This is a genomic window from Salmonella sp. SJTUF14076 (assembly GCF_015534835.1).
Classification (GTDB): Bacteria; Pseudomonadota; Gammaproteobacteria; order Enterobacterales; family Enterobacteriaceae; genus Salmonella; species Salmonella enterica.
Genome location: NZ_CP064674.1, coordinates 1,811,671 through 1,829,956, shown reverse-complemented (window position 1 = coordinate 1,829,956; position 18,286 = coordinate 1,811,671). Strand labels below are relative to the sequence as shown.

Genomic DNA, 18,286 nt, shown 5'->3' with positions numbered 1-18,286 from the left:
CTTACTCCCAGGTTTTCCACGGAGCTTTACCTTTTTCCCACAGCCCTTCGAGGTAAACTTTATCACGTAGGGTATCCATCGGCTGCCAGAAACCTGGGTGTTCAAAAGCCATTAACTCCCCCTGTTGTGCCAATGTCATTAATGGCTCTTGTTCCCAGGTTGTTGCATCGTTATCGATGAGATCGATAACCGATGGATTCAACACAAAGAAACCACCATTGATCATTGCCCCATCGCCTTTCGGTTTTTCCTGGAATGACCGGACCTGACCAGCTTGGATATCTAATGCGCCAAAGCGTCCTGGTGGAAAAGTAGCTGTTAAAGTCGCTTTCTTACCGTGAGCCTTATGGAAATCGATAGTCGCTTTGATATCAAGGTCGGCAACGCCATCACCATAAGTAAACAGGAAAGCCTCGTCATCTTTTACGTATTCAGCAACACGTTTCAGACGACCACCAGTCATTGAAGAATCACCCGTATCAACCAATGTGACATTCCATGGTTCAACACGTTTATGGTGAACTTCCATACGGTTTTCAGCCATATGGAATGTTACATCTGACATGTGAAGGAAGTAGTTCGCAAAATATTCTTTAATCACATATCCTTTATAACCACAGCAGATAATAAAATCCTTGATACCATGCACAGAATACATTTTCATAATGTGCCAAAGAATAGGCTTGCCACCAATTTCTACCATCGGTTTTGGTTTTACAATTGTTTCTTCACTTAGTCTGGTACCAAGTCCACCAGCCAGGATGACCGCTTTCATAAATTATCCTCAATATTATTTAGATGCGGTAAATGCATCAGAATAGAAATGTTCTACAGAGAGATTTTTCATCATAAAGTCCTTTTTACTGGCATCGATCATCACAGGTGAACCACATGCATATATATCGAAGAACTCTAGAGAATCAAAATCATCCATCACGGCATGATGGACAAATCCCTTTCTTCCCCCCCATTCGGCATCATCACCAGAAACAACAGGGATATAATGAACGTTGTCGTGCTGTTCACTCCACTGCTGCGGTAATGCAGAGTAAAAATCTTTACTATATTGCATTCCCCAGTAAATGTAGATCTCACGACGACATTTTCCCTGAATGAGATGCTCAACCATTGATTTAACTGGAGCGAATCCAGTACCGCCTGCAAGGAAGATTATAGGTCTGTCACTTTCACGAATAAAAAATGTTCCGCAAGGCCCTTCAATGCGCATAAGAGTATTTTCTTGTAACTCCCCAAAAATGAGCGAACTCATCTGACCATTGGGAACATTCCTTACATGCAACTCAATACCATTCGACTCATCACTATTAGCGATAGAATAACTGCGAGTTACACCTTTATAATGTAAATTGATATACTGCCCTGGAAGGAAGCCAATTTTTGCTGTTGGTGGTGTGCGTAACTTCAAAGTCATAACATCGCCTGAAACCAGTACAGCACTATTTACCTTGCATGGGACAATTTTTTTTGTCTGTCCAGCTAGTTCAGGAAAAAAATGCGCATTTAGCTCAAGGGCGGTTTTAGGTTTACAGCAGCAGGTTAGTATTTTATCACCCTGTCCAAAAATATTACCTTTGGAGTCAACAACTTCTCCCGCCAACAAATCGGACTCACAGATACCACAATCACCCGCTTTGCAGCTATGTTCAAGATGGATGCCAGCCGATAGCGCAGCATCGAGGATTGATTCATCCTCTCTACCGGAAAATTCAATATTTGATGGAAAAATCTTAATAATATGAGACACGATGCTTACTCTGTTAACAAGGCTTGATGCAGTAAAGGTGCTGCAGCATCTTTTGCTGAAAGCTCAGGCAGCTGAGAAAAAGGCCATTCAATACCTATTGTCTCATCATTCCATAAAATGCTACCTTCCGATGAAGGTGAGTAATAATTAGTTGCTTTGTACAGAAACTCTGCATACTCACTAAGAGTAACAAAACCATGAGCAAAACCTTCTGGAATCCAAAGCTGTCGCTTATTCTCAGCAGATAGATTTACGCCAACCCATTGACCAAAAGTAGGCGATTCTTTTCGGATATCGACCGCAACATCAAAAACCTCACCGACAGCACAACGAACTAACTTCCCCTGTGCATTTTCTCCTCTCTGAAAATGTAGCCCTCTGAGTACGTTCTTTTTGGATTTTGAATGATTATCTTGAACAAATGTAACTTTACGTCCAATCAACTCTTCAAAGGTCTGCTGGTTATAACTTTCAAAAAAGAATCCCCTCTCATCGCCAAAAACTTTAGGCTCTAAGATCAAGACATCTGGTATTGCTGTTTTAATCACAATCATCACTTATAAGCCTTTCACCATCTTCAGCAAATATTTGCCATAATCATTTTTTGATAATGGCCCGGCCAGTTCTATAACCTGTTGTGCATTTATAAAATTTTTACGAAATGCGATCTCTTCCGGGCAAGACACTTTCAGACCCTGGCGTTCTTCGATGGTTGCAATAAAATTACTGGCCTCTATCAAACTTTGATGCGTCCCTGTATCCAGCCAGGCATAACCGCGCCCCATCATGGCGACAGACAATCTTCCCTGATCCATATAGATACGGTTAATATCCGTGATTTCTAACTCACCGCGAGCGGAAGGCTTAAGATTTTTCGCCATCTCCACCACGCTATTATCATAAAAATACAGCCCCGTTACCGCGTAATTACTCTTCGGTTGTAACGGTTTTTCCTCCAGACTAACGGCTGTGCCATTTTGGTCAAACTCAACTACACCGTAGCGCTCTGGATCGTTTACATGATAAGCGAAGACGGTAGCACCACTTTCTTTATTAACGGCAGCTTCCATTAACTTTGGTAAATCATGACCATAGAAGATATTGTCACCCAGGACTAATGCACAATCATCATTACCAATGAACTCTTCACCAATAATAAACGCCTGTGCTAAGCCATCCGGGCTTGGCTGTACTTTATATTGAAGATTCAGCCCCCACTGGCTGCCGTCTCCCAGCAGTTGTTGAAAACGCGGCGTGTCCTGTGGCGTACTGATGATCAGGATATCCCGAATGCCTGCCAGCATAAGTGTGGAAAGGGGATAGTAAATCATCGGTTTATCATAAATTGGTAGCAATTGCTTACTTACCGCCATGGTCACCGGATAAAGACGAGTGCCGGAGCCCCCCGCTAAAATAATGCCCTTACGCGTTTTCATTTCCATTTCTCATTCATAGAAAATGCCCTTATGGGCATTTAAATTTATCAGATGGTTGTCGTCGTAAACATTTCAGTCAGCATACGCTTAACTCCTAATTCCCATTGCGGCAGAATAAGGCCAAAATTACGCTGAAACTTTTCAGTATTGAGACGCGAATTACCAGGTCTGCTCGCCGGCGTCGGGTAGGCGCTGGTCGGCACAGCATTAAGCTCAGTCAGCGCAAGCGTTATCCCTGCTTTGCGCGCCTCGTCAAAGACTAACACCGCGTAGTCATGCCAGGTTGTGGTTCCCCCGGCAACCAGATGGTAAAGACCTGCGACTTCTGGTTTATTTAATGCCACACGGATCGCATGAGCCGTGCAGTCAGCCAGTAATTCCGCACCGGTTGGCGCACCGTACTGATCGTTGATGACTGAAAGTGTCTGACGCTCTTTCGCCAGACGAAGCATTGTCTTTGCGAAATTATTGCCCTTACCGGCATAAACCCAACTGGTGCGGAAGATAAGGTGCTTAGGGCAGTTATCCTGCAGGGCCTTTTCTCCCGCCAGTTTGGTCTTGCCATAGACATTCAGCGGCGACGTAGCGTCCGTTTCCTGCCATGGGATATCGCCGGTACCAGGAAATACATAATCGGTTGAATAATGCACTACCCATGCGCCAGTTTCGTTGGCCGCTTTAGCGATGGCTTCCACACTGGTGGCGTTAAGTAACTGCGCCAGTTCTGGTTCAGACTCTGCTTTATCTACTGCAGTATGTGCGGCTGCGTTAACAATCACATCGGGACGAAGCTTACGAACGGTTTCGGCAACGCCTTTCGGATTACTAAAATCACCGCAAAACTCTTTTGAATGGACATCCAGGGCAATCAGATTCCCTACTGGTGCCAGAGAACGTTGCAACTCCCAGCCTACTTGCCCTGTCTTACCAAAAAGTAAGATATTCATTACTGGCGTCCTTCATAGTTCTGTTCTATCCAACTCTGATACGCCCCACTTTTAACATTGTTTACCCATTGAGTATTTGCAAGGTACCATTCCACTGTTTTACGAATACCGCTTTCAAAGGTCTCCAGCGGTTTCCAGCCTAATTCGCGGCTAATTTTACCTGCATCAATGGCATAACGACGATCATGGCCCGGACGATCCGCGACATAAGTGATTTGTTCACGATAAGAAGTCGCTTTGGGTACAATTTCATCCAGCAGATCACAGATGGTAAATACCACATCGAGATTTTTCTTCTCATTGTGTCCACCAATGTTATAAGTCTCCCCTGCCTTGCCTTCAGTCACTACCATATGAAGCGCGCGAGCGTGATCTTCTACATATAGCCAATCGCGAATCTGATCCCCTTTGCCATAAATTGGCAAAGGCTTTCCTTCCAGTGCGTTCAAAATGACCAACGGAATCAGTTTTTCAGGGAAGTGATAAGGGCCATAGTTATTAGAACAATTGGTAACGATCGTTGGTAGACCATAGGTACGCCGCCAGGCACGGACTAAATGATCGCTGGATGCTTTTGACGCAGAATAGGGGCTACTTGGCGCATATGCCGTCGTTTCAGTAAATAACGGCAGCGTAACGCTGTTTTCAACTTCATCAGGATGCGGTAAATCGCCGTAAACTTCATCAGTGGAAATATGATGAAAACGGAAATTATTTTTTTTATCTTCGCCAAGCGCAGACCAGTATTTACGCGCAACTTCAAGAAGTACATAGGTGCCGACGATATTGGTTTCAATAAATGCTGCCGGCCCGGTAATCGAACGGTCCACATGACTTTCCGCAGCCAAATGCATCACCGCGTCCGGCTGGTACTGCTCAAAAATACGCGTTATTTCAGCGGAATCACAAATATCCGCGTGTTCAAAATTGTAGCGATTACTTTCAGAAATATCAGAAAGGGATTCAAGATTACCGGCGTAGGTTAATTTATCAATATTAACTACAGTGTCCTGTGTATTCTTAATAATATGGCGGACAACAGCTGATCCAATAAAACCTGCCCCGCCAGTAATAAGTATCTTCACTTTTCTATTCCATAAGGCGTATTTAATGTGGTATTTAATTTGCCAATAAAAATTAATTGCTCAAGTCGTTACACACGCTACCGCCCCTGGCTCATCAGCTACCAGTGCACTGCGTACATATCGACTTGTTACAAACCTCGCCCAGCAGGGCAAAGCTCACTAAAACTTAAACGCTAATTGTCTTATTAATTGCATCCGGAAACAAGGATTAATCTTATAAAATCAACATTAAAATGCTCCAGATAACCCCTTGTTACTTAAGCCCTTTATACAAAACTAAAACGGCAGTCAACACTCGTTTCAGCCAACTTGCCGCTTCGAATGTTCACTGCCGTTATTATGTTTATCACCAACCATTTATCACGGTTGTTAATACTTATTCATGCAGAAGCTGCTCTATGCTCTTACGGAACTTCGCTCCTTCTTTCAGGTTGCGCAGCCCGTACTTCACAAATGCCTGCATGTAGCCCATTTTTTTACCGCAGTCATAGCTGTCACCCGTCATTAGCATCGCGTCAACCGACTGTTTTTTCGCCAGTTCAGCAATGGCATCGGTGAGCTGGATGCGGCCCCAGGCGCCCGGTTCGGTTCTTTCCAGTTCCGCCCAGATGTCGGCTGAAAGCACATAACGGCCTACCGCCATCAAATCGGAATCCAGCGTCTGCGGCTGATCCGGTTTTTCGATAAACTCCACAATCCGGCTGACTTTGCCTTCATTATCCAGAGGTTCTTTCGTCTGGATAACGGAATACTCCGATAAATCACCTTTCATGCGCTTCGCCAGCACCTGGCTGCGACCCGTTTCATTGAAACGCGCCACCATCGCCGCAAGGTTATAGCGCAGCGGATCGGCGGTAGCATCATCAATAATAATATCCGGGAGTACCACAATGAAAGGGTTATCGCCCACGACCGGACGCGCGCACAGAATAGAATGCCCCAGCCCTAACGGCTGCGCCTGGCGAACGTTCATAATCGTCACGCCCGGTGGGCAGATAGATTGCACTTCCGCCAAAAGCTGACGCTTAACGCGCTGTTCAAGAAGCGATTCAAGTTCATAAGAGGTGTCGAAGTGGTTCTCAACGGCGTTTTTGGACGCGTGAGTCACCAGTACGATTTCTTTGATCCCTGCAGCCACAATCTCATCGACAATGTACTGAATCATTGGCTTGTCGACGATCGGTAGCATCTCTTTTGGGATTGCCTTGGTGGCAGGCAACATATGCATACCCAAACCCGCTACCGGTATAACTGCTTTCAAATTCATCATTGTTTCTTCCACCTGTAAAATGGTTGCTGAATTATAGCTCTTTAGCTTGTTTTCGCCAGCATGAATTACTCTGCTGCCAGGGATAATGATGGCACGCTCTACATTACGTCTTAGTCGGCACCATAACATTAAGTATGAACAACTTTTTCCCAGGAATTTTCGTAAAAATAACGGTACTTACCCTCCCCGCTTCGGCAGCGAAAAATTCACTGCTTCGACATTCACGGTTTGGTGATTAATCCTGTCGATATCCACGGAACTCTGCCCGTTTTCATTGATGGCATGAACATTAGCGAGGGAAAGCAGCGTGTCCTGGCGGGCCATAAATTGACCACGGACATCTTTACGCAAATCGAAATGCATTTTTAACGCCGGGCCAATCGCTGAAGTTTGCATCACGTTGATATTACGCAGAAAGAGGTGCTGCGGTTGATTATGCAGTTCCAGCGTAGCACGCGTCATCCGTACATTGGTGATGGCGACAAAAGAGGGGGTGTTGCCGGAGGAAATTTGAATGCCGCGTAATTTATAAGCAACCTGGCGATTATCCAACCGAATAGCGTTTAATTTAAAGTTTTGCGGAATTGACAGGTATTTTCCTTTAACGACGCCATAGCCGATGAGCATCCCGGCACTATTCGTCATATCAATATTATCAATGACGAAATTATCACAGCCATAAATTGCGATCGTTGCGTTATCAATACCCGCATTTTTACTGAAATCGGGCGTGATGTTTTTGGCTTTGACATTGCGAATGACGAAATGTTTGCCATTTTCTACGTGCACAAGCTGTCGGCAATCAGATCCGGTAATATTGGCCACCACAAAGTTTTTTACTGCCTGGTCTTCAGGATAACTGTTGTCATAGGTGCTACCCGCCAGCCCGATGCCGATCCCCCAGTTGATTTTGCCATTGGTACAATCAATGCGTTCGATGACATGATCGGAAATCAGGATGTCGCGGTCGTGAATCGCGACATTCCACTCAATGGCGTCCCCCTGCAAATCGCTAAAGCGGCTATGCGTAATCCGCGCGCCGTCCATTTGGTTATGAAATCCCTGGCGGAGAATGGCGTAGTTGGCGTGGGTAACGGTGATGTCATCGATAATGAGATTACGCATCACCTGCGGTTCCTTACCGCCGATGAAAATTTGCGCGACGGGGCCAAAGCCGCTCATCGTCACGCCTTTAATCACACAGTCCGACCCGCGAACATCCAGCGTCACATTGTGCAGACTGCCGCCCTGCTCCCCCACCACCTGACACCCGTCCTGCAAAATAAACCGTCCCCGGCCATTCCCACGCACCGTGCCCTGTACCCGCAGCGTTTTTCCCGCCGGAATCGTTATCGCCACATTGATATTTTCACACACCCATCCTGGCGGTACGACCACGGTCTGTCCGTCGGCGAAGGCCTGTTTGAACGAGGCAATACCGTCATCCGCCGGATAATCCTTAATATCGACGGTCTGGCGAGGTTCACGCGCCTGTACCGGCAAGGCGCGCAGAAAAGGAAGAACAGCAAGCGCAGAACCTGCCGTCAGGAGGGTACGTCGGGAGAATTTAGTCGCGGGCATACCACCTCGTTTATATCGTTTGTAGCAGGCTGGCTAACTGGCGATTAATCGCCTGCTGATTAAAATCTTGCGCCACTTTTTCACGGGCGCGCGTGATCACCGACTCCAGCGTGTCGTGGTCAATCCGGCTGAACTCAGCGAGTCGGGCCGCCAGCGCCTGCGCATCGTTTTCCGGCACCAGCCAGCCGGATTTGCCGGCCTCCACCAGTTCCGGAATACCGCTATGCACGGTAGATACCACGGGAATCCCTACCGCCATCGCCTCCATCAGCGCTACCGGAATACCTTCCATATCGCCATCCGTACCGGTAATCGACGGCAGCAAAAAAACATCGGCGTCATCCAGCATCGCCTTCACTTCATGGCTCGGTTTAAACCCCGGCATCTCAACGACATCCTCTAGCTGATACTGCTCAATGATCGTGCGCAGCCGACGTTCCCACGGGCCAATCCCCAGAATGCGGTAGCGAAACGCCACGCCCTGCGCTTTCAGTTGCCGACAGGCTTCAATCGCCACATGCAGGCCTTTTTTCTCGGTCAGGCGCGCGACGGAAATCATCTCCAGCGGCATCCCTGGCGCTTTCACCGGACGATGGGAAAAACGCGTCATGTCGACGCCCATGCGCGAAACGGCAATCTTTTCCGGCGGGCAGCCCATACTTTTCAGGCGACCGGCCCACAGATCGCTGATAGGCAGCATCAGATCGCCACGACGAAACAGCTGCTGATACTCCGGCGTGTAATGACTGAGTACCTCGCGACTGGAAATATCAATCCCGTGGAAAATAGTCGCGATTTTGCCGCGAAGCACGCCCAGTTCGCGTAGTTTGGCCGCCGTCACGCCCGCCGGACCAAAGTGTGCGATGAACACATCCGCCACAAAAGGCTGGCTCACCTGCGCGCAAATCGCGGAAAGGATCAAATTGCGTGATTCATCGCCATAGCGGGTAAAATTGAGCGCTTTCCAGGTCGCCGCCCGATGCAGCCCCGGCAGCGTTTTACATGCCCGGTAGCGCAGTTTCGCCAGCCGTCCCTGGGGCTCATCCTGTAACCAGCGGGTTTTCGCCGCCAGGCCATACTTCTCCCAGGCGGCGTGAGTATGTTGGGTATCGCCTTTTTGTAACGCGACAATCTCGACCTCATGGCCCATATCAATAAACGCAGTAATCTGATTCAGCACAAAGGTTTCCGATGAGAGTGGAAATTTCAGCAGAAAAAAGCTGACTTTCATTGTTCCTCCCGAATTCTGTCGAGAACGGATTTGATCATCGTGAACCCTTTCGCCCGCTCCTCGGTGACGGCGTTAGCCACTTTTGCCTTTAGCGCAGGCAATTGATTGAGCGTATCGGCCACCACGCTTTGTAATGAACCGTTCAGCAAGTGACGGATATCGATGGCCAATTCCGCCAGGCCTAGCTGCTGCATAATCCCGGCGGATTTATGTTCATAATTAATGGCGATAGCGGGCGTGCCAAAATTCATGGAGATAATGGCGGAATGCAGGCGCGTCCCGATGGTCAGTACGCAGGATGCGAGGATCTTTCCGATTTCCACGTCATTGAGTTCGTCCATCGCGATATGGAAATGCTCTGAGTCGTTTACATACTTCGCCATCCGTAACGCAACCATCCGGTCATCGCGGTTATAGCGATCGATACTGGTGCAGGTTGACAGCGCCAGTACCTGATAACCGTCCGCAATCAGGCGATTCACGACCTGGGCAAATGCCTGCTCATAGGCCTGCTGAGTGGTGCCCAGGCGTTTATCAAACGGCTCCAGATCGCGCAACGTAATCGCGACGGTTTTGCGGCGCGCGGTGACGTCCAGCCAGTGCTGCACAGCATAACTGGCGACAAACTCGTCGTGACGGCGTTCGACTAACCAGGCGGTATCCACCCCCTGCTCCACTTTCCGGGTATCGATCTGCGCGGCGGTCATCAGATCGCGGCTGACGGTTTCACGCAGGATCAGCGCACTGGTGCGCCCAAAAACATAATTGGCGAGCTGGTTAAAGTCAGGATTCTGGAAAGGGCCGACGCTATGTCCCACCATATAAATTGGTTTGTTCGCCATAAACGCGCACAGCGGATATTCAAAGTGAGTCAAACCATATAAGTCGACATAGTTTGAACCACCCACCTGAATGACGGCGTCATACTGCGCAATAAATTGCGCGAATTCGGCAAATTCCGGCGCGATAGCAAAATTACGCAGCGATCCTTCCTGGGCGACTTTAGACAATAAAATTTTATGCTGAAAACGACGGCGTAATATTTTTTTCACCCGACCGTTAAGCCCTGCCGCCGCCTGCTGTTTCTGGCTTAACTGATACAGCGGGTCGGCAATAATCGGGCGCCCCTGCAACCAGGCGGAACTCACCGGGAAACGGCTCATCACATCCATCTCCGCCTCTGGCGCCTGTTGACGGATGGCATCAAGCAAACCGCGCATAATGGCGCTATCACCACGGTTGCCGCATGTGTGGTTGCCTAAAATTAATAATTTCATAAATAGCCTCTTATATCCCCGTCATCCGACACGTAATAACTTTTTCAGTTTTGCACTGCCAACAAGCTGATTTTTAATTTCCATCACCAGCGCATTGCGTGAAAAAATAATCATTAAAATAAAACTCAAAATACCGACCATAACCTGTAGTGCGAATACCCCCGACAACGGTAAATAACCGTCGACCAGCTTTCCTGCGCCGTAGCTGGTAATAAATGTTGGCAATGAGAGATAAAACGGTAGCCACAGGCTGAGAATATACTGACGATAGCTGGAGCCGAGTACCGGCTTAATCATCACGAAATAGCTCAGAATGGTGTTGATGATTTGTACCACCAGGAACCCCAGCGTCACGCCAATCGCCCCCGCCAGATGGCCGCCAATGAGAATTGCCGGGATAAACAGAAACGTTTTAAAGACGTTGAACTTAAAGCTGATATCCACGCGCGCTTTCGCCATCAGCAGCGAACCAATCGGGTTGCCGACCGAGCGCAGCAGCCCCACCACGCACAGCAATTGCAGGATCGGGATAATGCTGTTCCACTTCTCGCCAAACACTAACGGCACAAAATTGTTCGCCACTACCATCAGGCCCAACAGCGCGGGAAAATTGATAATTCCCACCACGGAAAGCAACTTATAGAAGTTGACGCGCAGCTTCTCGGTATCGTCCTGGATTTTGGCGAATGCCGGAAATAGCACGCGAGTAATGATGGGGTTAAGTTTCGCCGGCGGCACAACCGCCACGTTGTACGCGAGGTTATATCCCCCGGCGACGCTTGCGCCGAGAATTCTCGCCAGTACCAGCGTCGATAAATTCGTGTTGATGTAATTGACGATACTGTCCGCCGTCAGCCACGCGCCAAAACGCAGGTTCGTGGACACCGATGCCAGCGAAAAATGCAGCCCCGGACGGTAAATCTTGCGGCCAAAGTAACCAAACAGCAGCGTCCGCACCGCGCTGTTCACCAGATAGCCGAGAATCGCGGTTAACGCCAGCGGCCAGTAATGGGCGCTAATCACCGTAAAGGTGAACCCCGCCAGCACGGAGGTCGTTTCGATCATGCCGATCTTATTGAACTCCAGCTCTTTTTGCATCAGCGCGCGGAACTGCTGCCCGTGAGGGATCACGATAAACGCCAGCGACAACGTTTTGATTAACGGCGCAAGATCCGGATTATGCAAAACATGGGCAATCGCATCGCTCAGCCAAAAGACCACCGCAAATACCACAATCCCAAGCCCAACGTTTAGCCAGTAAAGCGTGGTCAGCTCCAGATGCCCAATCGTTTTACGCTGGATAATCGAGTTCGCGATGCCAAAGTCCGAGATCGTGTCGGCCAGCGCGATAATCACCAGCGAGACGGTCAACAGGCCAAACTGGTGGTTGTCGATGATCCGCGCCAGCACCGTCATCTGAATTAACCCCAGACCGATAATCACTATCGTGGCGATAGCCGACCATTTAGCGCCGCTAATCGTTTTTTGTCGTAAACTCATTCTTTTCTCCAGAACCTGTTCACAAGGCGTCATTGGTGCCGCCAGATTGAACACGGACAGCGCGGGAAAACCGGAGCGTACACGCTGCCCTGGTGCAATATGGCAAGTAAAATAGCCTTGTGGGTCAGGTTCTTAATACGCCGCTTTATTAACAAACCCTTTAAAAATCGTCAGAAAAACGATTTTGATATCGAACCAAATACTCCATTCGCGGATGTATTCCAGGTCGAATTCCACGCGTTTTTCCATTTTCTCCAGCGTATCGGTCTCACCGCGCCAGCCATTAATTTGCGCCCAGCCGGTGATGCCCGGCTTCATCTTGTGGCGTAGCATGTAACCTTCAATCAACTGACGATACTGTTCGTTGTGCGCCACCGCGTGAGGACGAGGACCGACGATGGACATCCCGCCAGTTAATACGTTGATAAACTGCGGCAATTCATCCAGCGAGGTACGACGCAAAAAGTTACCTACCCGGGTGACGCGCGGATCGTTTTGCGTCGCCTGGGTAACGACCTTATCGTTCTCCATCACCTTCATTGAGCGGAACTTCCAGACCTTGATCGGCTTGCCGTCCATCCCGTAGCGCGTCTGACGGAAAATCACCGGCCCGGGCGAGCTCAATTTGACCGCCAGCGCAATGCAGCACAGTACCGGTGAGATGAGCAGCAGAATCAGCGACGCCAGCACGATATCTTCTGCCCGTTTAAGCAGACGGTTAATCCCTGATAGCGGCGTGTCATACAGCGGAACGACCGGAACGCCGCTCATCTCCTCCACGCGCGAGTGGAGAATATTAAAGGTGAACACATCGGGAATAAGGATCACCGAGCAGGTGGTGTCGGCCAGCTCGCGCACCAGTTTTTTCACCATGGCGCCGTCGCTCATTGACATGGCGATATAAACATTGTGAATTCGCGAGGCTTTCGCATCGTCAATTAACTGCTCGAAGTTCCCGGCCCAGTCAGCAGAGACGCCGCCCGGTTTAGGATCGTGATAGACGCCCACCACCTCAAAACCCAGCCACGGCTCATTACGGAAGCTATCCAGCAACGCCTGGCCCGCAGGTAAATCTCCGGCGACGGCGACCCGGCGAGTGTTATAACCACGATTGCGTAGCCAGCCCGCGCCGAAACGAATAAATGAACGGCATAACACTAAGCCCAGGCTGGACAACGCATACCAGGCCAGCCAGGTGGCGAGGCGGTTGTCAAAGTCATCATTAAACGCCACCAGACCGGCGCTGAAGATCAGGCTCAGCGTCCAGTTTTGCAGTAACAGCGTTAACTCTGTCGACATTTTGACGCCGCGCCAGGAGCGATAAAAATCGGTTATCCCGCCCAGCATTTGAAACACAACCAGCGTAATCAGCGCCACCAACAGGTGCATGTACAGGAATGGCAGTCCACTGACTTCACAGATGAACCACAGCCCGCCAAACATGATGGTGATATCTGAAAAGCGTTGCACCATAGAGATTAACGATGCATTGGTTTTGGCTCGTTCGCGCTTTTTTAGATTTGTCATCGTTGTTCCTGTGTTTGGCCCCTTACCCGCAGGCGGTAAGGGGAGATCTGACGTTACTGATTCAGCAGCGCCAGCAGAGTGCGTGTTCGCGCTTCCATCAGCGGTATATCGCCGCGTGATTCCACATTCAGGCGCACCACCGGTTCGGTGTTCGACGAGCGCAGGTTGAAACGCCAGTCGGCGAACGACATGCTGAGGCCGTCCGTGCGGTCCACTGCCTGCGCCTCTTCCGCGAAGTGCGCTTCCACCCGCGCGATGGCCGCCGCCGGCTCCGCCAGTCTGCTGTTGATTTCCCCGCTCGCCGGGAACGCCGCCATCCGGTCGCGAACCAGTTCACCCAGCGACTGCCCCTTCAGGCATACCAGCTCCGCCACCAGCAGCCACGGGATCATCCCGCTGTCGCAGTAGGCAAAATCACGGAAATAGTGATGCGCGCTCATTTCCCCGCCATAAATGGCATCCTCCGTACGCATCCGCTCCTTGATAAAGGCGTGCCCGGTTTTTGACATCACTGGCGTCCCGCCCGCCGCCGTCACCACTGCCTCCGTGTTCCAGGTCAGGCGCGGGTCGTGGATAATCTTCGCCCCCGGGTGTTTTTCCAGAAACGCTTCCGCCAGCAGCCCGACGATGTAGTACCCCTCGATAAACTGCCCTTTCTCATCGAACAGGAAGCAGCGGTCGAAGTCGCCGTCAAAGGCGATGCCCATGTCCGCCCCGTGTTCAATAACGGCCTTGCGGGTGTCGTCGCGACACTCCGGCAGCAACGGGTTGGGAATGCCGTTCGGGAAGGTGCCGTCCGGGGTGTTGTGGATTTTGATGAACTCCACCGACGCGCCCAGCGCCTTCAGGCGCGCTTCGATGGCGTCAATGACCGGCCCCGCCGCGCCGTTGCCGGAATTCACTACCAGCTTCAGCGGGGTGAGATTGCTGACGCTGATATACCCCAGCAGGTGGTCGATGTAGGCGTCGCGCAGGCTGATTTGTCTGTAGCTGCCGCGCGCGGCCTCGTTCACCGGCGGGAAATCGCCCGCTTCCGCCAGACGCTGAACGTCGCGCAGACCGGTGTCGCCGCTTATCGGGCGGGCGCCCTCGCGTACCAGCTTCATACCGTTGTAGTCCATCGGGTTATGGCTGGCGGTCACCTCAATACCGCCGTCCACGCCAAGGTGGAAGGTGGCGAAGTAAATCTCTTCGGTGCCGGACATACCGATATCCAGCACGTCAACGCCCGCGTCCTGTAACCCTTTCGCCAGCGCCAGCTTCAGCGCCTCGCTGGTCAGACGCACGTCGCCGCCCAGCACGATGGTTTTCGGTTTTAAATATTCGCCGTAGGCGCGGCCAATCCGCCACGCGATATCTTCATTGAGCTCTTCGCCCAGCCTGCCGCGAATGTCGTAGGCCTTGAAACAGGTTAATTTTGTCATGTTCTTACCCTTCTTCAGGCAACAGTTAGCCCTGACCGTAAATGGCCAACATCGTTATTGTTATTCATTGCCGGATGGCGCGTTGCGCTTACCGGGCACCGTTGCAGGCGTCAGACCCGCCCGTAACGATCCTCGAACCGCACCACGTCGTCCTCTTCGAGATACGAGCCGGAACGCACTTCAATTAAATCGAGCGGTATTTTTCCCGGATTTTCCAGGCAGTGGGTCGCCCCCAGCGGAATATAGATGGACTCGTTTTCACCGAGCAGCTTAACCTCGCCGTTGATGGTGACTCTGGCGGTCCCCGCCACCACCACCCAGTGCTCGGCGCGGTGATGGTGCATCTGCACCGACAGTCCTTCCCCCGGCTTGACGGTAATACGCTTCACCTGATAGCGCTCGCCCGCGTCGATGGAGTCGTATTTGCCCCACGGACGGTAAACCTCGCGGTGCATGTGGTGCTCATGGCGTCCGTCGGCCTTGATCTTCTCCACCACCTTTTTCACGTCCTGCACCGCGTGGCGATCGGCAATCAGCACGGCGTCTTTGGTCTGCACCACCACCAGATCCTTCACGCCGACGGTGGTCACCAGGCCGGATTCGGCGTAAACGTAGCTGTTTTCCGTTTTATGACTGATGACGTCGCCGTGGTGGACGTTTCCCTCCGGGGTGTGGGCGCTGATTTCCCACAGCGAGGACCACGAGCCGACATCGCTCCAGCCCGCGTCCATTGGCATCACCACCGCGTCCGCCGTCCGCTCCATCACCGCGTAGTCAATGGACTCTTCCGGACAGGCGAGGAAGGCCTCTTCATCCACGCGAATGAAGTCAAGATCCGGATCGACGCCGCGCATCGCCTGCTCACAGGCGGCCAGAATATCGGGGCGGAACTTTTTCAGCTCTTCCAGATAGCGTCCGGCGCGGAACAGAAACATGCCGCTGTTCCAGTAGTAATCGCCGCTGGCGACGTAGGCCTGGGCGGTTTCCAGCCCCGGCTTCTCAACGAACTGCGCCACCTCAAAAGCCACCGCATCCGTCGCGCCCGGCACGACATCACCACGCCGGATATAGCCATAGCCGGTTTCCGGCAGATCCGGCACGATACCGAAGGTCACCAGTTTGCCCGCGTCGGCACAGGGTATGGCGCTGCGCACCGCGTCGCGGAAGGCCTCTTCATTGGCGATCGCATGATCCGCCGCCAGTACCAGCATCAGCGGATCGCAGTCCGTATGCTGGCGCGTCGCCGCCAGCGCCGCCAACGCAATCGCCGGCGCGGTATTGCGCCCGGCGGGCTCAAGAATAATGTTCTCCGTCAGCTTATTGAGTTGGCGGAGCTGTTCGGCAACGATAAAACGGTGCTGTTCGTTGCAGATAACCACCGGGCTTTCGCACTCCACGCCGTTCAGACGGCAAATGGTGGTTTGCAGCATGGTGAGATCGCCTTTCAGGCACAGAAACTGTTTTGGATAAAGCACGCGAGAAAGCGGCCACAATCGGCTACCGGAGCCACCGGCCATCACAACCGGGTAAAGTTTTGTCTGACGCATTATCATCCCCGAATATCTGCAATAAATTGGCGTAGCACGTTCTCTTTATTGAGCGTGCGTTCGGCGTATTCACGTGCCGTCGTGTTGTTTTTCGGCATGGCGAGCGCCTGGCTAATCCCGTCGACCAGCGCGTCGGTCGACTCCGGTTCCACGCAAACGGCGATGCCCGGATAGCGCGCGCAAAGTTGTCCTAATTCGGTGTGCGGCTCAGCGGTAATCACCGCATTGCCGCCGACCGCCAGAATGTTAGTCAGCTTGGAGGGCAGTACCGCATCCGCCGCGCCGCGCTTTTGCACCACCAGATGACAATCGCCCATTTTCAGCAGCGCGGGTAAGGCGTCGTAAGGCTGCAGCGGGAGGAATTTAATATTTGGCAGGCCGCGTTCGCGGGCCATGTTCTCCAGCCGCGCCTTGCCGCCCCCCTGGCCGACAATCGCAAAAATCAACGGTCGATCGCGTAATCGTTCCGCGGCGTCAATCACCTTTTCCAGCCCTTGCTTTTCGCCGATATTGCCGGAATAGAGCACGATTTTTTTACCCTCTGGCAAGCCAAGCTGCTGACGCAAAGCCGTCACGTCAGCGTCATTAACGTCCTGAAAGCGCGCCACTTCCGACCAGTTCGGAAAAAAGAGGATTTTTTCCGCCGCGACGCCCTTTTCCCGCGCTTTATTCATCATGGAGCGAGATATGGTCGAAACATTATCAACGTTACGCAGCGCGCTGCGTTCAAAGGCCGTCGCTAACCGCGCTACGCTGCCGCGCTTGCCTTTTCCCGCCATTCCTAAGCCGAGCATGGCATCCACTTCGTAATCCTGAATATGCAGTACGGTACGCGCGCCGGAGAGTATCGCCAGCAGGCGCATTCCCGGCGTACAAAAGAGCGTCGGTACAACGCCGATAATCCGATCCGGCTTCCAGCGACGCTGCGCCATCAGTGGGAAAAAACTGCTCAATGCAAAGCTCCCCAGATGAAGCAGTCGTTTTAGGGTGGAGGGCTGTTTCGGCACATACAGCGGGCAGCGCCAGACGGTAGCCTCGCCCTCTTCCCGGCGATAGCGCCAGGCGGAATAGCGCTCACCGACCTTCCACTGCGGGTAGTACGGCGGCGCAGTAATGACCCGCACCTCATGGCCTTCCCGCGCCATCCACGCCACCATTTCGCCGGTATATTTGCCGATACCGGTCAGTTCCGGTGAATAGTTAATGCCATAGACCAGGATCTTCATAGGCCCACCGCCGGCGCGTCAGGAGAGAAGTAGGCCCGACTGTTCTCATGAACATTATCGCTTGCCAGAAGCTGTTCCGGCGTCAGCCAGCGGTAACTGCCATGCTGGGTGTCAGGCAGGCGTAAATCGCTCTCCGCCACGCGCAGACGAAAGCCGAGCACGATGTAGTGAGTTGAAAAATCCTCACCGGAAAAGTTGTCGTCATAGAAGTGCTGCCAGACGCCATAAAACGTCCCTGCCGCCAGCGGCAGACGCACGCCCAGTTCCGCCTGCGTCAGGCGTGCAAAGGCGGTCTCCAGCGTTTCGTCTTTGCACACCCGCCCCCCCGGCACAAACCAGTAGCCCTGCGCCGGACGGTTGAGACGCTGGCCCAGTAAAATTTCCCCCTGGCCGTTTTCCACAATGAAATCGAGGGAGATGAGGGGCGTGGTCCGCACCACGGCGGCGAAATCTTCCTGACGTAAAAACAT

The 18,286-nt window shown here is 51.8% G+C and carries 15 protein-coding genes and 1 pseudogene; all 16 read right to left on the bottom strand.

The window, feature by feature from the left end; all coding sequences use genetic code 11:
- Position 1 precedes the first annotated feature (1 nt).
- Positions 2-775, bottom strand: coding sequence for a glucose-1-phosphate cytidylyltransferase (rfbF, locus tag HU143_RS08715; RefSeq protein ID WP_000648783.1), 774 nt, complete (start codon positions 773-775; stop codon positions 2-4).
- Positions 772-1,765 (bottom strand): annotated as a pseudogene (locus HU143_RS08710) (CDP-6-deoxy-delta-3,4-glucoseen reductase). Before HU143_RS08710 ends, rfbF begins: the two are co-directional and overlap by 4 nt.
- 5 nt (positions 1,766-1,770) lie before the next feature.
- Positions 1,771-2,322, bottom strand: coding sequence for a dTDP-4-dehydrorhamnose 3,5-epimerase (rfbC, locus tag HU143_RS08705; RefSeq protein WP_000973709.1), 552 nt, complete (start codon positions 2,320-2,322; stop codon positions 1,771-1,773).
- Complete coding sequence (gene rfbA, locus HU143_RS08700) at positions 2,323-3,201, bottom strand: glucose-1-phosphate thymidylyltransferase RfbA (protein WP_023226689.1); 879 nt, start codon at positions 3,199-3,201, stop codon at positions 2,323-2,325. It abuts the gene before it with no gap.
- Between the two features lie 47 nt (positions 3,202-3,248).
- Positions 3,249-4,148 carry a dTDP-4-dehydrorhamnose reductase gene (gene rfbD / locus HU143_RS08695; protein ID WP_023226690.1) on the bottom strand — a complete coding sequence of 300 codons (900 nt, stop codon included), beginning with the start codon at positions 4,146-4,148 and terminating at the stop codon, positions 3,249-3,251.
- Complete coding sequence (gene rfbB, locus HU143_RS08690) at positions 4,148-5,233, bottom strand: dTDP-glucose 4,6-dehydratase (RefSeq protein WP_000697846.1); 1,086 nt, start codon at positions 5,231-5,233, stop codon at positions 4,148-4,150. Before rfbB ends, rfbD begins: the two co-directional genes overlap by 1 nt.
- A gap of 376 nt (positions 5,234-5,609) precedes the next feature.
- The gene (galF, locus tag HU143_RS08685) at positions 5,610-6,503 is read right to left on the bottom strand and encodes a GalU regulator GalF (protein ID WP_000981469.1); all 894 of its coding nucleotides are present in this window, start codon (positions 6,501-6,503) and stop codon (positions 5,610-5,612) included.
- Between the two features lie 177 nt (positions 6,504-6,680).
- Positions 6,681-8,084 (bottom strand): colanic acid biosynthesis protein WcaM, encoded by a 1,404-nt coding sequence (wcaM, locus tag HU143_RS08680; RefSeq protein ID WP_023226691.1) that lies wholly within the window; start codon positions 8,082-8,084, stop codon positions 6,681-6,683.
- 10 nt (positions 8,085-8,094) lie between these two features.
- A complete protein-coding gene (gene wcaL, locus HU143_RS08675) occupies positions 8,095-9,315 on the bottom strand; it encodes a colanic acid biosynthesis glycosyltransferase WcaL (protein ID WP_023226692.1) in 1,221 nt (406 codons plus the stop codon).
- Complete coding sequence (gene wcaK / locus HU143_RS08670; protein ID WP_023206160.1) at positions 9,312-10,592, bottom strand: colanic acid biosynthesis pyruvyl transferase WcaK; 1,281 nt, start codon at positions 10,590-10,592, stop codon at positions 9,312-9,314. The genes wcaL and wcaK overlap by 4 nt, the downstream gene beginning before the upstream one ends.
- 21 nt (positions 10,593-10,613) lie before the next feature.
- The gene (gene wzxC / locus HU143_RS08665) at positions 10,614-12,092 is read right to left on the bottom strand and encodes a colanic acid undecaprenyl disphosphate flippase WzxC (protein WP_000058681.1); all 1,479 of its coding nucleotides are present in this window, start codon (positions 12,090-12,092) and stop codon (positions 10,614-10,616) included.
- Between the two features lie 132 nt (positions 12,093-12,224).
- On the bottom strand, positions 12,225-13,619 hold the full coding sequence (wcaJ, locus tag HU143_RS08660; protein ID WP_000183155.1) for an undecaprenyl-phosphate glucose phosphotransferase: 1,395 nt from the start codon (positions 13,617-13,619) through the stop codon (positions 12,225-12,227).
- Positions 13,620-13,672: 53 nt separating this feature from the next.
- Positions 13,673-15,043 carry a colanic acid biosynthesis phosphomannomutase CpsG gene (cpsG, locus tag HU143_RS08655; RefSeq protein WP_023226693.1) on the bottom strand — a complete coding sequence of 457 codons (1,371 nt, stop codon included), beginning with the start codon at positions 15,041-15,043 and terminating at the stop codon, positions 13,673-13,675.
- Positions 15,044-15,153: 110 nt separating this feature from the next.
- Positions 15,154-16,596 carry a mannose-1-phosphate guanyltransferase gene (gene cpsB, locus HU143_RS08650; RefSeq protein ID WP_000605954.1) on the bottom strand — a complete coding sequence of 481 codons (1,443 nt, stop codon included), beginning with the start codon at positions 16,594-16,596 and terminating at the stop codon, positions 15,154-15,156.
- On the bottom strand, positions 16,593-17,816 hold the full coding sequence (gene wcaI, locus HU143_RS08645; protein ID WP_023226694.1) for a colanic acid biosynthesis fucosyltransferase WcaI: 1,224 nt from the start codon (positions 17,814-17,816) through the stop codon (positions 16,593-16,595). Before wcaI ends, cpsB begins: the two co-directional genes overlap by 4 nt.
- Positions 17,813-18,286 carry a GDP-mannose mannosyl hydrolase gene (locus tag HU143_RS08640; RefSeq protein ID WP_023138394.1) on the bottom strand — a complete coding sequence of 158 codons (474 nt, stop codon included), beginning with the start codon at positions 18,284-18,286 and terminating at the stop codon, positions 17,813-17,815. The genes wcaI and HU143_RS08640 overlap by 4 nt, the downstream gene beginning before the upstream one ends.